11 protein-coding genes and 1 pseudogene are annotated in these 14,758 nt (G+C 70.8%); 2 read left to right on the forward strand and 10 right to left on the reverse strand.

Features of this window, described 5'->3' with window-relative positions; translation table 11 throughout:
* Nucleotides 1–13 precede the first annotated feature (13 nt).
* The 4 genes from gcvH to H4N64_RS13445 all read right to left on the reverse strand — a co-directional run bounded on the left by gcvH (nucleotide 14) and on the right by H4N64_RS13445 (nucleotide 4,229).
* Complete coding sequence (gcvH, locus tag H4N64_RS13430; protein ID WP_418896263.1) at nucleotides 14–439, reverse strand: glycine cleavage system protein GcvH; 426 nt, start codon at nucleotides 437–439, stop codon at nucleotides 14–16.
* A complete protein-coding gene (locus H4N64_RS13435) occupies nucleotides 436–1,617 on the reverse strand; it encodes an NAD(P)/FAD-dependent oxidoreductase (protein WP_186282508.1) in 1,182 nt (393 codons plus the stop codon). The genes gcvH and H4N64_RS13435 overlap by 4 nt, the downstream gene beginning before the upstream one ends.
* A 155-nt stretch (nucleotides 1,618–1,772) precedes the next feature.
* Nucleotides 1,773–2,906: an aromatic ring-hydroxylating oxygenase subunit alpha gene (locus H4N64_RS13440; protein WP_186282509.1), complete on the reverse strand. Its 1,134-nt coding sequence runs from the start codon at nucleotides 2,904–2,906 to the stop codon at nucleotides 1,773–1,775.
* Between the two features lie 237 nt (nucleotides 2,907–3,143).
* Complete coding sequence (locus H4N64_RS13445; protein ID WP_186282510.1) at nucleotides 3,144–4,229, reverse strand: S-(hydroxymethyl)mycothiol dehydrogenase; 1,086 nt, start codon at nucleotides 4,227–4,229, stop codon at nucleotides 3,144–3,146.
* Nucleotides 4,230–4,399: 170 nt separating this feature from the next.
* Here H4N64_RS13445 and H4N64_RS13450 point away from each other — a divergent pair.
* Both H4N64_RS13450 and H4N64_RS13455 read left to right on the forward strand, forming a co-directional pair.
* Nucleotides 4,400–5,060, forward strand: a pseudogene (locus H4N64_RS13450) (formyltetrahydrofolate deformylase).
* 112 nt (nucleotides 5,061–5,172) lie between these two features.
* Nucleotides 5,173–5,970: an IclR family transcriptional regulator gene (locus H4N64_RS13455; RefSeq protein WP_186282511.1), complete on the forward strand. Its 798-nt coding sequence runs from the start codon at nucleotides 5,173–5,175 to the stop codon at nucleotides 5,968–5,970.
* A gap of 15 nt (nucleotides 5,971–5,985) precedes the next feature.
* Here H4N64_RS13455 and H4N64_RS13460 read toward each other — a convergent pair whose 3' ends face one another.
* The 6 genes from H4N64_RS13460 to H4N64_RS13485 form a co-directional block, all read right to left on the reverse strand.
* Entirely contained in the window at nucleotides 5,986–6,132 is a 147-nt protein-coding gene (locus tag H4N64_RS13460; protein ID WP_418896264.1) for a hypothetical protein, read from the reverse strand.
* Nucleotides 6,133–6,215: 83 nt separating this feature from the next.
* Entirely contained in the window at nucleotides 6,216–6,818 is a 603-nt protein-coding gene (locus tag H4N64_RS13465; RefSeq protein ID WP_186282512.1) for a sarcosine oxidase subunit gamma, read from the reverse strand.
* The gene (locus tag H4N64_RS13470) at nucleotides 6,811–10,038 is read right to left on the reverse strand and encodes a sarcosine oxidase subunit alpha family protein (protein WP_186282513.1); all 3,228 of its coding nucleotides are present in this window, start codon (nucleotides 10,036–10,038) and stop codon (nucleotides 6,811–6,813) included. Before H4N64_RS13470 ends, H4N64_RS13465 begins: the two co-directional genes overlap by 8 nt.
* 12 nt (nucleotides 10,039–10,050) lie before the next feature.
* Nucleotides 10,051–11,283, reverse strand: coding sequence for a sarcosine oxidase subunit beta family protein (locus tag H4N64_RS13475; RefSeq protein ID WP_186282514.1), 1,233 nt, complete (start codon nucleotides 11,281–11,283; stop codon nucleotides 10,051–10,053).
* 31 nt (nucleotides 11,284–11,314) lie between these two features.
* Nucleotides 11,315–12,175 (reverse strand): bifunctional methylenetetrahydrofolate dehydrogenase/methenyltetrahydrofolate cyclohydrolase, encoded by an 861-nt coding sequence (locus H4N64_RS13480; protein ID WP_186282515.1) that lies wholly within the window; start codon nucleotides 12,173–12,175, stop codon nucleotides 11,315–11,317.
* 13 nt (nucleotides 12,176–12,188) lie between these two features.
* Nucleotides 12,189–14,627 carry a GcvT family protein gene (locus H4N64_RS13485; protein WP_186282516.1) on the reverse strand — a complete coding sequence of 813 codons (2,439 nt, stop codon included), beginning with the start codon at nucleotides 14,625–14,627 and terminating at the stop codon, nucleotides 12,189–12,191.
* Between the last annotated feature and the right edge of the window lie 131 nt (nucleotides 14,628–14,758).

Consider the following 14,758-nt stretch of genomic DNA (forward strand, 5'->3'; position numbering starts at 1 on the left):
TGGTTGAACAGGGTCATCGGCGGTCTCCTTGGGTGTGGGCGCAGTGGGCGGCGTAGGCATCGGCGGACAGCGCGCCGGCGATGTTCTCGACCCGCAGCCTGAACAGCCAGCCGCCGGTGTAGGGGGCGGCGTTGACGACGCCGGGGTCGTCGGCCAGCACGGTGTTGACTTCCAGGACCCGGCCCGAGGCGGGGGCGTACAGGCCGCTGACGGCGGTCAGTGACTCGATCCGTCCACAGCTCTCCCCCGCCTCGACCCAGGTGCCGACTTCGGGCAGGCGGAGGTTGACGACGTCGCCGAGGGCCTGTGCCGCGAACGCGGTGATGCCGACGGTGGCGTTGCCTTCGTCCACGACCAGCCATTCGTGGTCCCAGGTGTAACGCAGGTGCCGCGGAATGCTCAGGGCGGACCGCAGGGGTGGTCGGTGCGGGGAACTCATGACACGACGGCCGCGGCGGCGGGGACGAGGGTGCGCCGGAGCCGGTTGAAGAACTTCGGCTGGTTGAGGGAGAGCACGGCGACGGGGGTGCCCTCGCGCCGGTACACGGCCGTGAAGGTGCGGCTGTCGACGTCGCCTTCGACGACCTCGGGCTCGGCGCCGGGGGCGACGTGGCCGGCGACCTGGATGCGTACCTGGTACTGGTCGGACCAGAAATACGGCGCGGTGAGCGGGGCGGGGGCCGCCACACCGGTCAGCAGCGTACGGGCGGCGGTCTTCGCCTGCTCGGTGGCGTTGCTCCAGTGCTCGATGCGGGCGTGCCGACCGGTGAACGGGTTGGGGCAGCGGGCGACGTCACCGACGGCGACCACGCCCGGGACACCGGTCGAGCAGCCGGCGTCGCACACCACGCCGTCGTCCACCCGCACGCCGGAACCGGCGAGCCAGTCGGTGTTGGGCCGGACGCCCACCCCGACGACCACGACGTCGGCGGGCAGCACCCGCCCGTCCACCAGCCGTACGCCGGTGACCCGGCCCGCGCCGATGAGTTCCGCCACGCCGGTTCCGCACAGCAGGCGAACCCCGTGATCGGTGTGGAGAGAGGAGCACACCAGCCCCATCTCGCGACCGAGTTGGCGTTCCAGGGGTATGTCGAGCGCCTCCACGACGGTGACGTGGAGCCGGAGCCGGTGTGCGGTCGACGCCACCTCGGCGCCGATGAACCCGGCGCCGATGACGACGACCCTGGGCAGACCGTCCAGCAGCTCGGCACGCAGGGCCTGAGCGTCGTCCAGGGTGCGCAGGGTGTGGACACCGGCCAGCCCGTCCGTGCCGGGGAGGGTCCGGGGGCTGGCGCCGGTCGCGACGACGACACCGTCGGTGCGCACATGCCGTCCGCCGGTCAGGGTGACGGTGCGGGCGACGGGGTCGAGCCGCACGGCGCGCTCGCCAAGGAGCCACTGCACGTCCAGGGCCTCGAATTCGTCCGCGTCGCTGAGCGCGAGCGCGTCGGCGTCGATGTCTCCCTTGAGGAAGTCCTTGGACAGCGGCGGGCGGTCGTAGGGAGTGTGGCGTTCCTCCCCCACGACGACGATCTCGCCGTCATAGCCCTCTGCGCGCAGCGAGCGGACCGTGCTCAGGCCTGCCAGCGACGCTCCGACGACGGTGATGCTCCTCATGTCGGCTCCAGACGGGGTGTCTCATATCGCACAACGACGCTCGCTATGCGCAACATGGTTTCGATGGAATTCGGGGGTGTCAAGGGAGGAACGCATATCGGTTCCCAGTCGCGCACCCGGTTGCACCACTCGCAACGCCTGGTACGGGGGCGGGATCAGTGCGTGGGCCGCACCTCAAGCTTGTTCTGCAGCCAGGTGTGGAACTCGCCGATGTGGTGCTCGCTGGGCACCAGGACGCCGCCCTTGGCGTACGCCTTCGAGCTCATCGCCGGCTGGGTGCGCTCGCAGGCGTCGAAGTCCTGCTGGTTGACCCGGTGGAACAGCTCCACCGAACGGTCCACGTCCTTGCCGCCCTCCACGACGTGCGGAAGGTACAGCCAGTCGCACTCGACGATCGTGCGGTCCACGGAGACCGGGTACATCCGGTGGAAGATCACGTGGTCGGGCACGAGGTTGATGAAGACCTGCGGCCGGACAGTGATGGCGTAGTAGCGGCGGTCCTGGTCCTCGGCGACGCCCGGGATGCGGTCCAGGCCCTCGGAGCCGTCGACCGTGAAGCCCTGGACCTCCTCACCGAACTCGGCACCGTGGCCGACGTAGTACTGGGCCGCGTAGCCGTCCGCGAACTCCGGGAGCACCTCGGTGAGTTCGGGGTGGATCGTGGCGCAGTGGTAGCACTCCATGAAGTTCTCGATGATGAGCTTCCAGTTCGCCTTCACGTCGTAGGTGATACGGCGGCCCACCTTCAGGTCGTCGATCCCGTAGCGCTCGATCGACTCCAGGTCACCGAGCCGCTCGACGATCGCGCCCTGCACATCCGCCTCGAAGGAGGGCGGCTCGTCGGCCAGGCACACCCACACATAGCCGAGCCACTCCCGCACATGGACGTTGATCAGGCCGTACTCGGTCCGGTCGATGTCCGGCATCGAGGTCAGGTTGGGCGCGGCGACCAGCTTGCCGTCCAGGCCGTAGGTCCAGGCGTGGTACGGGCACTGGAAGGCGCGCTTGACCTCGCCGGACTCCTCGGTGCAGAGCTTGGCGCCGCGGTGCCGGCAGATGTTGAGGAAGCCCTTGATCGAGCCGTCGCGCGAGCGGGAGATCAGCACGCTCTCGCGGCCGACCTGGTAGGTGCGGAAGGCGCCGGGCTTGTCCAGCTCGGCGGCGCGGGCCACGCAGAACCACATGGCCTCGAAGACCCGCTCCTGCTCCTGGGCGAAGACCTCGGTGTCCGTGTAGTACTCGCCGGACAGGGTGGGGATCAGGCTGGGCGGCAGATTCGTCATGGTCATCTCGTCACCTTCGGAAGATGTCACACGCGTACGCGGCGCGGGTCGAACAGGGCGATGGGGTGGTCGGTGGTGCCGACGGTTGCCAGGTCGGCGAGGATCTCGCCGATGACGGGCACGAACTTGAACCCGTGGCGGGGTCGCAGGAGCCGCCCTTGCGGAAGAAGGCGACCTTGGCGCCGCCGTCGCGGCCGTCGAGTTCGAAGGTTTCGGGGGTGACGAGGCGTTCGGTCCGCGCGGTCAAAGGATCACCACTGAGCGCAGTACGTCGCCGTGGTGCATCCTGGCGAAGGCGGTCTCCACGTCTTCCAGGGTGATCGTCTCGGTGATGAAGTCGCCCAGGTCGAAACGGCCCTGGAGGTAGAGGTCGATCAGGGCGGGGAAGTCGCGGGAGGGCAGACAGTCGCCGTACCAGGAGGACTTCAGGGCCCCACCTCGGCCGAAGACGTCCAGCAGGGGAAGGTCGAGCGTCGACTCCGGGGTGGGGACGCCGACCAGGACGGCGGTGCCGGCCAGGTCGCGGGCGTAGAAGGCCTGTTTGAAGGTCTCGGGGCGGCCGACCGCGTCCACGACGACGTCGGCGCCGAAGCCGCCGGTGAGTTCGCGGATCGCCTCGACGGCGTCGGTCCTGGAGGAGTCGACGGTGTCGGTGGCGCCGAACTGCTCGGCCCACTTCAACTTCCGCTCGTCGACGTCCACGGCGATGATGCGGCCGGCACCGGCCACCTTGGCGCCAGCGATCGCGGCCATCCCCACACCGCCGCAGCCGATCACCGCGATGGAGTCGCCGCGGCCCACGCCGCCTGTGTTGACCGCGGCACCGAACCCGGCCATCACACCGCAGCCGAGCAGCCCGGCCGCGGCGGGCGAGGCGGTCGCGTCCACCTTGGTGCACTGGCCCGCGGCGACCAGGGTCTTCTCGGCGAAGGCGCCGATGCCGAGGGCCGGGGAGAGCGGCGTGCCGTCGGCCAGGGTCATCGGCCGGGTGGCGTTGTGGGTGGCGAAGCAGTACCACGGCTTGCCCTTGCTACAGGCCCGGCAAGTGCCGCAGACGGCACGCCAGTTGAGGACGACGAAGTCGCCGGGCGCGACCTCGGTGACACCCTCGCCGACCGACTCGACGACGCCCGCGGCCTCGTGGCCGAGCAGAAAGGGGAACTCGTCGTTGATCCCGCCCTCCCGGTAGTGCAGGTCGGTATGGCAGACGCCGCAGGCCTGCACCCGCACCAGCGCCTCACCAGGGCCGGGGTTCGGCACCAGGATGGTCTCCACCGAGACCGGTGCGCCCTTCTTCCGGGCGACGACGGCGCGTACCTCGTGTGTCACGGTCGATCTCCTCGTCGAGGGGACGGCCGAATGCGATCTTCGGGATCTTCGGCCTGCTGTTCCGGCCGCGCACTCAAGTTGCATATTGCGCAACTTCGTTCGCCATAAGCAACGACCGCCAAAACTGTCTCCCTGCGGACACCCACTGTCAAGGGGTTGACCGAGCGAAGTTGCCATCCCGGCAGAAAACGGACGCCGGACACCCGCGGACGGAGAGCCGGCAGTTCGACGACCGGGTGCAGGACCGCTCCTTCATGCGGGTGCACTTCGACGTCTCGGATCCGGCCAACTCACCGGAGGACCTGCGCACCGGCTTCGGCCCGGTCGCCCAGGCGTACGGGATCAGCTGGCAGCTGCACGACGCGGCCACCCCTCTTCCGCAAGTCCACGGGTGCGCTCAACATCGAGATCCCGGCGATCGCCTCCAACCACCGCGACTTCGAGCCGCTGGCGCAGAGCTACGGCATCCCCTTCCACCACGTCCCGGTCACCAACGACACCAAGGCCCAGGCGGAGGCACGGCTGCTGGAGCTGGTGCGTGAGCTGAACGTCGATCTGGTGGTGCCGAGCTTCAAGGGCGCCCGGCCGTACGTCCAGGCACACGAGCGCGGAGTGAAGCTCGTCGGGGCCACGGCGCACTACGTCACGCCCGACCTCGACGAGGGCCCCATCATCGAGCAGGACGTCGTCCGCGTGGACCACTCGCGCGACCCCGACGAGCTGGTCACCATCGGCCGCGACGTCGAGGCACAGGTGCTCGCCCGCGCCGTCGAGTGGCACAGCGAGAGCCGGGTGCTGGTCAACGGGAACTGCACCGTGGTCTTCCGCTGACGAACGGCCGGCCCTAGGGTGCGGAGGGCGGTCGGCGTCAAGTACCCAACCGGCCTCTTGTCGAGTCACTGCGGCCCCTCGCCGCACACCGACGATTGCGTATAGTTGCGCTATGAGCAACTATACCGCAGATGGCGAAACAGCTGCTCCAGCGGTGAACGGGGTGCAGTCCGTCGACCGCGCCGTCAGCGTCCTGGAGATCCTCGCCCAGCGCGGCGAGGCGGGCGTCAGCGAGGTGGCAGCCGAGATCGACGTCCACAAGTCGACCGCGTTCCGGCTGCTCGGAGCGCTGGAGGCGCGCGGCCTGGTCGAGCAGACGGCCGAGCGGGGCAAGTACCGGCTGGGCTTCGGGATCGTACGCCTGGCCGGTGCGGTCACGGGCCGTCTCGACATCACCCAGCAGGGCCGGCAGGTGTGCGAGCGCCTCAGCGAGGAGATCGGCGAGACGGTCAACATCGCCGTCCTGCAGGAGCACTACGCGGTCAACCTGTATCAGGTACGCGGCCCGGGCGCGGTCGGCACCCACAACTGGGTCGGCCAGCTCACCCCGGTGCACGCCACGTCGAGCGGCAAGATCCTGCTGGCCCATCTGCGGGACAAGGAGCGCGCCGACGTGCTCGCGGCGTCGGGGACGCAGAGGCTGACGCCCCACACCCTGACCGCCCGGACCAAGCTGGAGAAGAATCTCGCCGAGGCGCGCGAGCGCGGGTACGCGGTGGCGCTGGAGGAGCTTGAGATCGGGCTGCACGCCATGGCGGCCCCGATCCGCTCCCGCGACGGCGAGGTGATCGCCGCCCTCAGCGCCTCCGGCCCCACGTACCGCTTCACCGAGGAACGCATGCACGAGCTCGCACCCGCGCTGATCAGCGGCGCGGACGAGATCAGCCGCCGTATGGGCTATCTGGGCTGAGGCTCCACAGGGCGCTCAGCCCAGCGGCGTCCGCGCCGCCACGCCCTGTGCGGCGGCCAGCACGAACACGGCGGTGGTCGCGGCATCGCGCAGCCGCGCGGGGCGGGGCCGTCCCGTCGTCCGGTCCGCCGGCAGACTGCCCAGGAACGACTTGCGTGCCACGCCCACGAGGACGGGGTGCCCTGGCGTCGGCCCTGGCGGTCACGGACGTCCGGCTTTCGCTGCGTACGACGAGAGATGCGTTCTCAGAGGTATTCGGTCGCCGCGTCGAGCAGCCAGTCCGCCAGATAGCCGGCGAACGTCGAGCGCACCAGGACCCAGAACCCGGCCCTGGGCTCGTCCCGGGCGACCAGGACGATCTGTGTGCGGCCCAGTGTCGTCTGGGCGCAGCGGCCGGAGCCGAAGACCCGCGGGTGCAGGTCCAGCGGGCAGCCGTGGGCCAGCAGGTCATGGGCGCGGGGTCCCGTGACGAGGAGCGTGGTGCGCTGCGCGGAGACGTCGATGACGGAGACGGGCTCGTCCCCCGCGGCCTCCCGGATACGGCTCTCCAGGTCCCGCTCGCTCCCCGGCGGCCCCACCAGCAGCCACTCGTCCGGGCCGAGCCACAGCGCGGTCAACTCCCCCGCGCGGACGACGGTGTTCGGCTGGAGCGGCAGTTGCAGGTCCAGTGCGAGCCCCACGGCTTCCGCCGCCGCTCCCTTGGCGTCGAGGCGCACGTTGAGCTGCGCCAGGAACGGGAGTTCGGCCAGCCGGATCGCACCGCCGGACGCGTGTGTCGCGGCGGCCAGGCGGCCGGCGACATGCGACAGCGGGCTGCGGAGCGGGGCGGTAAGGGCGGTGTCAGCCATCGCGGCGGGCTCCTTCGGGGTCGTAGAGGACGGGGCTGGCGACAGTCACCGGGACCAGCTGGTCGCCCACGGGGGCGTACAGCCGCTCGCCGATGCGGTCCCGGCCGCCCTTGATCAGGGCGAGCGCGAACGTCCGGCCGAGAGCGGCGCTGCGATAGCTGGATGTGACATGGCCGAGCATGGGGACGGGCGGGGTCGGCAGGACGCCCTCGGCGATGAGGTGGGTGCCCTCCGGGAGGAAGGTGCCCGGGCCCTCGGGGAGCAGGCCGACCAGGTGCTTGCGGTCGGGGCGGGACGTGTCGGCACGGGCGTAGGACCGCTTGCCGATGAAGTCCGGCTTCTTCTTCGACACCACCCAGCTCATGCCGAGGTCCTGCGGAGTGACGGTGCCGTCGGTGTCCTGGCCGATGATCGGGTAGCCCTTCTCGGCGCGCAGGACGTGCATGGTCTCCGTGCCGTACGGGGTGATGCCGTACGGGGCGCCGGCCTCGTACACGGCCTCCCACAGGGCGAGCCCCTGCCACGGCGACACATTGATCTCGAAGGCGAGTTCACCGGAGAAGCTGATCCGGCAGACCCGGGCCTCGATGCCCGCGACGGTCGTCTCCCGCCAGGCCATGAACGGGAAGTCGTCGTTGGCCACGGCCAGTTGGGGCGCGAGCGAGGCGAGGACCTCGCGGGACTTCGGGCCGACCAGGGCGACCGTGGCCCACTGCTCGGTCACGGAGGTGCAGTGGACCTTCAACTCGGGCCACTCGGTCTGGAGCCACTCCTCCATCCAGTCGAGTACGGCGGCGGCGTTGCCCGTCGTCGTGGTGACCAGGAAGCGGTCCGGGGCGACGCGGATGACCGTGCCGTCGTCGAAGACCATGCCGTCCGGGCGGCACATGACGCCGTAGCGGATCATGCCGACCTTCAGGGTGCTCATCATGTTGGTGTAGAGCCGGTCGAGGAAGACACCGGCGTCCGGGCCCTGCACGTCGATCTTGCCGAGGGTGGAGGCGTCCATGAAGCCCACGCTCTCGCGGGTGGCGGCGCACTCGCGCAGCACGGCGGCTTCCATGTCCTCGCCGTCCTGCGGGTAGTACCAGGGGCGCTTCCACTGGCCGACGTTCTCGAACAGGGCGCCGTGCGCGACATGCCACTCGTGGATGGCGGTGGTGCGGACCGGGTCGCTCAGCGCGCCCCGGTCGCGGCCCGCGAGGGCGGCGAAGGAGACCGGCGTGTACGGCGGGCGGAACGTGGTCGTGCCGAGTGCCGAGATGTCCACGCCGAGCAGTTCGGCGACGACACCGCTGGCCAGGACGCCGGAGGTCTTGCCCTGGTCGTTGGCGGTGCCGGCCGTCGTGTAGCGCTTGGTGTGCTCGACGGAGCGCAGACCGGCGCCGGTCGCGATGGCCAGGTCGTCGACGGTGACGTCACGCTGGAGGTCGACGAAGCAGGGGCCGTCCGTGGCGCCCGGGACGACGTACACGTGCATCGGCGGCGTCTGCCGCGGCTGCGCGGGCACCTCCGGGAGGCGGGGCGTCTCGGGCGTGTACCCCTCGGCCTCGACGGCGCGGGCACCGGCGGCCGCGCCCTGGGCCAGGACCGTGGCCTGGTCGAGGACGCCGCTCGCGCTGCCCGCGACCTCGACCTGCTGGCGGCAGGTGTCGGGGACGAAGGAGCCCAGCGTCTCGTCGTAACGCAGCTTGCCGCCGGACTGGCTGAACAGGTGCGCCACCGGGTTCCAGCCCCCGGAGACCAGCAGCAGGTCGGCGGCGAACTCCCGCTGCCCCGCGGATTCTCCGTGCGGGGCGACCGTCACGGCGGTGAGGCGCGCGTCGCCGCCTTCCGTGCCGGTGACGGCGTGGCCGGGCAGGACTTCGATGCCCGCCGCCCTCGCGCGCTCGGCCCACTCCCCCGGTTCCGGGCGGGTGTCGACGATCGCCGTGACGGCCAGGCCTGCCGAGGCCAGGTCCAGCGCCGCCGCGTACGCGCTGTCGTTGGTCGTGAAGACGACCGCGTGGCGGCCGGGCAGGACACCGTGGCGGTTGACGTGGGTGCGGGCCGAGGAGGCCAGCATCACGCCGGGGCGGTCATTGTTCGCGAAGGCCAGCGAACGCTCGTGGGCGCCGGTGGCGAGGACGACGCGGCGGGCGCGGATGCGCCAGACGCGTTCGCGGGAGACGTTCTCCGGGGCGTCGGCGCCGAGGTGGTTGGTGCGGCGTTCGACGGCGAGGAGATGGTTGTCGTCGTAGTAGCCGAAGACGGTGGTGCGGGGCAGGACGCGGACCTCGGGGGCGGCGTCGAGCTGTGCGGTCACCTCCCGTACCCAGTCGAGGTGTTCGGCCGTGCCCAGGAGGCTGCCGCCGGGTTCCGGCTGGTCGTCGGCGAGGATGACACGGGCGCCGCTCCTCGCTGCCGCCGCCGCTGCCGCGAGGCCGGCCGGGCCCGCGCCCACGATCAGCAGGTCGCAGTGGGCGTGTACGGCGTCGTAGCGGGCGGGGTCCGGGGTGGTGGCGAGGCGGCCCTGGCCGGGGAGGCTACTGGCGACCAGGCCGTCGTAGAGCTCGACGGTCGTCGCGGGGAGCATCGGCTCCGGGAAGGGCTCCTCGATCTGGATGACCGCGTTGGGCTCTTCGACGCCGGCGGAGAAGATGCCGCGGGGGCGGCCGAGCTTGATGCTGGTGCCGGCCTGGATGACGCCGCCCGCGAGGAGGGCGGAGGCGAGGGTGTCGCCGCGGTAGCCCTGGTATTCGGTGCCGTCGAAGGTGAAGGTGAGGGGGGTGTCTCGGTGGATTCGGCCGCGGGTGGGGTGGCGGAACGGTTGGGTTGCCTCGCCCCCTGCACCCCCGCGGGGGTTGTCATTCAGCTGCGGGTGGGTGGGGGCTGGTCGCGCCGTTCCCCGCGCCCCTTCCGGGGCTGCCGCCCCAGACCCCGCTGACAGCACCGGCCTCGGTTCAAGAGTCGCCGGGCGTTCCTCTCCCGCCCGGTACACCGCCAGCACCTCGTTCGTCGCCGTGTCCCGTACCGCGTTGAACCAGCGGCGGCAGCCCGCCGCGTGGCTCCAGCGTTCGGCGAAGGGGCCCTTGGGGTTGTCGCGGAAGAAGAGGTAGCGGGCCCACTCCTCGTCGGAGAGGGACGCCGGGTCCTCCGGGTACGGCACGTGGGCCTGGCCGCCGTAGTGGAACTCGGCCTCGTCGCGGGGCCCGCACCACGGGCAGGGGATGAGCAGCATGGGTTCGGCTCCCTAGTGGGCCACCGCGGCCGCGCCGTGCTCGTCGACGAGCGCGCCGGTGGTGAAACGGTCGAGCGAGAAGGGGGCGTTGAGGGCGTGCGGGGTGTCGTGGGCGATGGTGTGGGCGTAGACCCAGCCGACGCCGGGGGTGGCCTTGAAGCCGCCCGTTCCCCAGCCGCAGTTGAGGTAGAGGTTGTCGACGGGGCTGAGCCCGATGATCGGCGAGGCGTCGGGGCTGACGTCGACGATGCCGCCCCAGGTGCGCAGCACGTGGGCGCGGGCGAAGACCGGGAAGAGCTCCAGGGCCGCCGACATCTGCTCTTCGATGATGTGGAAGGCACCGCGCTGGGTGTACGAGTTGTACGCGTCGATGCCCGCGCCCATCACCAGCTCGCCCTTGTGGGCCTGGCTGACGTACACGTGGACCGCGTTGGACATGACCACCGTGGGGTGCACCGGCTCCAGGAGCTCCGACACCAGGGCCTGCAACGGGTGGCTCTGGACGGGGAGTTCGATGCCCGCCATGGCGGCGAGGACCGAGGTGTGGCCCGCCGAGCAGAGCGCCACCTTGCCGGCCGCGATCGGGCCGAGGTTCGTCCGGACACCCACCACTCGGTTGCCGACCACGTCGAGGCCGGTGACCTCGCAGTTCTGGATGATGTCGATGCCCGCGGCGTCCGCCGAGCGCGCCAGGCCCCAGGCGACGTAGTCGTGCTTGGCGATGCCCGCGCGAGGCTGGTACGTGGCGCCCAGGACCGGGTAGCGCACGTCCTGGGAGATGTTGACGATCGGGCAGACTTCCTTGACGCCGTCCGCGTCCAGCCACTCCGCGTCCACGCCGTTGAGGCGGTTCGCCTCCACGCGGCGCACGCTGTCGCGGACGTCCTGGAGGCTGTGGGCCAGGTTCAGCACGCCTCGCTGGGAGAACAGGATCGGGTAGTCCAGCTCCTCCGCCAGGCCCTCCCAGAGCTTGAGCGCGTGCTCGTAGATGCCGGCGCTCTCGTCCCACAGGTAGTTGGAGCGGATGATCGTGGTGTTGCGGGCCATGTTGCCGCCCGCGAGCCAGCCCTTCTCCAGCACCGCGACATTGGTGATGCCGTGGTTCCTGGCGAGGTAGTGCGCGGTGGCCAGGCCGTGTCCGCCGCCACCGACGATCACTACGTCGTACGACCGCTTGGGCTCGGGATTGCGCCACAGGAAATCGGGGTGGTCGGGGAGGTCGGCGCCGGGGGTGCGGAGGCTCATCGGACGTCTCCGTTGCTGGGCAGGGACAGGTTCATACGGCGTTCGCGTTCCTCTCGGCGGCCTCGACGACGTTGGCCAGCAACATCGCCCGGGTCATGGGGCCCACACCGCCGGGCATGGGGGCGATCCAGCCGGCGACCTGGGCGGCGTCCGGGTGGATGTCGCCGACCAGGCCCTGGTCGGTGCGGGTGATGCCGACGTCCAGGACCGCGGCGCCGGGGCGCAGCATGTCCTTGGTGACCAGTCCGGGCGAGCCGGCGGCGGCGATGACGATGTCCGCCTCGCGTACATGCCAGGCCAGGCCCTTGGTGCCGGTGTGGCACAGGGTGACGGTGGCGTTCTCGGAGCGGCGGGTGAGGAGGAGACCGATGGGGCGGCCTACCGTGATGCCCCGGCCGATCACGCACACCCGTGCGCCCGCGAGGGGCACCTCATGGCGGCGGAGCAGTTCGACGATGCCGCGCGGGGTGCACGGCAGCGGTGCCTCGACCCCCAGGGTGAGCCGGCCGAGGTTGACGGGGTGCAGGCCGTCGGCGTCCTTGGCCGGGTCCATGCGTTCCAGTACGGCGCCCGCGTCCAGGTGGCGCGGCAGCGGGAGCTGGACGATGTAGCCCGTGCAGGCCGGGTCGGCGTTGAGCTCGTCGATCGTCTCCTCGACCTGCCGCTGGGAGGCGTCGGCGGGCAGGTCCCGGCGGATGGAGGCGATGCCGACCTGCGCGCAGTCGCGGTGCTTTCCGGCGACGTAGGCATGGCTGCCGGGGTCGTCGCCGACCAGGACGGTGCCGAGGCCCGGCGGGCGGCCGTCCGTGGCCGTCAACTTGGCCACGCGCTCCGCGAGTTCGCGGCGGATGCCGGCGGCGGTCGCCTTGCCGTCGAGTGTCTGCGCAGTCATCGTCTTCCCTCGGTCAGCCACGGAGGCGGGACATGGTGGGGTCGAAGAGGGGCTCCTCGGCGACGACCGCCTCGACGCGCTGGTCGAAGTAGCCGATCCGCACGGGTGTGCCGGGAGCGGTGAGCTCGGCCGGGAGCCAGGCGTAGGCGATGCCCTTGCCGATGGTGTAGCCGTAGGCGGCGCTGGTGACATAGCCGACCGCGCGGTCGCCGTCGTACACCGGCTCCTTGCCCAGGACGACCGAGTGCGGGTCGTCGATGGTGAGGCAGGTCAGCTTCCGCCGCACGTTCTCCTTGCGGCGCTCCAGTGCGGCCTTGCCGATGAAGTCGCCCTTGTCGAGCTTGACGGCGAAGCCGACGCCGGCCTCGTAGGGGTCGTGCTCGTAGGTCATGTCGGTGCCGAAGGAGCGGTAACCCTTCTCCAGGCGGAGGCTGTTGAAGGCGCCGCGGCCTGCGATGACCCCGCCGAGCGGCTTGGCCGCCTGCCACAGGGTGTCCCACAGCTTCTGGCCCTGGTCGGCGGTGGTGTACAGCTCCCAGCCGAGTTCACCGACGTACGACAGCCGCATCGCGGTCACCGGGACACTGCCGATGTAGGCGCGCTTGGCGCGGAAGTACTTGAGGCCGTCGTTGGTGAAGTCCTCGTCCGTCAGCGGCTGCAGGACCTTGCGGGCCAGCGGGCCCCACAGGCCGATGCAGCAGGTGCCCGGCGTGATGTCGCGGACCTGGACCGTGCCGTCGGCCGGGAGATGGCGGCTGAACCAGTCGAGGTCCAGGTTGCCGTTGGCGCCGACCTGGAAGAGGTCGCGGGCCAGACGGGCGACGGTGATGTCACTGCGGATGCCGCCGTCGTGGTCGAGCAGCAGGGTGTACGTCACCGAGCCGACGGACTTGGCGACCTTGCCGGTGCACAGGCGCTCCAGGAACTCGGCGGAGCCGGGCCCGCTCACCTCCAGGCGCTTGAGGGCCGTCATGTCGTACATGGCGACGGTCTCGCGGGTGACCTGGGCCTCGGCGCCGACGATGGGCGACCAGAACTGGGCGGCCCAGTCGTTCGGGGTGGGGATGGAACGGCCCTCGACGTGCTTCGCGTTGGCCTCGTACCACTGCGGGCGCTCCCAGCCGCTCGCCTCCAGGAAGAAGGCTCCGTGCTCCTGCTGGCGGGCGTGGAAGGGGCTGGTGCGGATCGGGCGCGGGTCCCCGGACGGCTGGAGGGGGTGGAGGATGTCGTAGACCTCGACGAAGTTCTGGCAGTCGCGGGCCAGGACGTACTCCGGGGACAGCTGGTGCGGCTCGAAGCGGTTGACGTCGCACTCGTGCAGGTCGAAGGACGAGCAGTGGCCGTCGACCAGCCACTCGGCCATGGCCCGGCCGACGCCCGCGGAGTGGGTGACCCAGACCGCCTCGGCGACCCAGAAGCCCTTGACGTCCTGGGACTCTCCGAGGAGCGGGAAGTTGTCGGTGGTGAAGGAGAAGAGGCCGTTGATGCCCTCCTCGACCTTCGCCTCGCGCGTCGAGGGGAGCAGGGACTGGGTCTCCGTCCAGGCGTCCTCGAAGTCCTCCTCGGTGAACTTCAGGACCGACGGCATCTCGTCGGCCTCGTCCACGGAGAGGATGTCGTCGGCGGAGATCGGCATCGGGCGGTGGCCGTAGTAGCCGATGCCCAGGCCGTCGAAGCGGTCGCGGTAGTAGAGGTCGGCGTCCTGGTGACGCAGGATCGGGCGGACCGCCTCCTCCGTCTGACCGGCGAGCGCCGGTATCGGGCCGGTCCAGGCGAGCTGGTGCGCAAGCGGGGTCAGCGGCAGGTTCATGCCGGCCATGCGGGCGATCTTCGGGCCCCAGATGCCGGCGCAGCACACGACGATGTCGGCGGGGATCTCGCCCTGGTCGGTCAGGACGCCGGTCACCTCGCCGTCGGCCTTCAGGATGTCGAGGACTTCGTGACGGGCCAGGAAGCGCACACCGCGCTCGGTGGCCCGGCGGATCTGCGCCTCGACGGCGAGGACCGCCTTGGCGAGGCCGTCGGTGGGGACGAGCAGGCCGCCGAGGACCTTGTCGCGGTTGACCAGCGGGTGCTGCTCGACGCACTCGTCGGCGGTCAGGATCCGGGACTCGATGCCCCAGGCGGTGATCCAGCCGTGCCGGCGCTGCAGTTCCGCGAGGCGCTCCGGCGTGGTCGCCACTTCGAGGCCGCCGACCTGGAGGAAGCAGGGCTTGCCGTCGACGTCGAGGGAGCAGAACTTCTCGACGGTGTAGCGGGCCAGTTCCGTCATGGTCTTCGAGGAGTTCGTCTGGAAGACCAGGCCAGGGGCGTGCGAGGTCGAGCCCCCAGTGGCCGGGAGCGGACCCTGGTCGACCACGGTCACCTCGGTCCAGCCCCGCGCCGAGATCTCGTCCGCGAGCGCCGCGCCAACGACTCCCGCTCCGATGATGACCACACGCGGTCCCGCCATCGCCGCACCTCCGGTTGAGTTGCTTTCTGCGCAACATGATTCAGGTTGCGCAACTCAATGTGCCTGCCGTGCAGGTGGGTGTCAAGAGGTGCGGTGACGTCGGACAAAGGCCTGGAAAAACACGAATGCCC

The sequence above is a fragment of the Streptomyces cupreus genome (assembly GCF_014257025.1).
Classification (GTDB): Bacteria; Actinomycetota; Actinomycetes; order Streptomycetales; family Streptomycetaceae; genus Streptomyces; species Streptomyces cupreus.

What these genes read in the sequence shown, in the direction of transcription:
- H4N64_RS13440 (WP_186282509.1), bottom strand. Translation starts at nt 2,906, where the DNA reads ATGACCATGACGAATCTGCCGCCCAGCCTGATCCCCACCCTGTCCGGC.
- H4N64_RS13480 (WP_186282515.1), bottom strand. Translation starts at nt 12,175, where the DNA reads ATGACTGCGCAGACACTCGACGGCAAGGCGACCGCCGCCGGCATCCGC.
- H4N64_RS13435 (WP_186282508.1), bottom strand. Translation starts at nt 1,617, where the DNA reads ATGAGGAGCATCACCGTCGTCGGAGCGTCGCTGGCAGGCCTGAGCACG.
- gcvH (WP_418896263.1), bottom strand. Translation starts at nt 439, where the DNA reads ATGAGTTCCCCGCACCGACCACCCCTGCGGTCCGCCCTGAGCATTCCG.
- H4N64_RS13475 (WP_186282514.1), bottom strand. Translation starts at nt 11,283, where the DNA reads ATGAGCCTCCGCACCCCCGGCGCCGACCTCCCCGACCACCCCGATTTC.
- H4N64_RS13465 (WP_186282512.1), bottom strand. Translation starts at nt 6,818, where the DNA reads ATGGCTGACACCGCCCTTACCGCCCCGCTCCGCAGCCCGCTGTCGCAT.
- H4N64_RS13470 (WP_186282513.1), bottom strand. Translation starts at nt 10,038, where the DNA reads ATGCTGCTCATCCCCTGCCCGTGGTGCGGGCCCCGCGACGAGGCCGAG.
- H4N64_RS13455 (WP_186282511.1), top strand. Translation starts at nt 5,173, where the DNA reads ATGAGCAACTATACCGCAGATGGCGAAACAGCTGCTCCAGCGGTGAAC.
- H4N64_RS13485 (WP_186282516.1), bottom strand. Translation starts at nt 14,627, where the DNA reads ATGGCGGGACCGCGTGTGGTCATCATCGGAGCGGGAGTCGTTGGCGCG.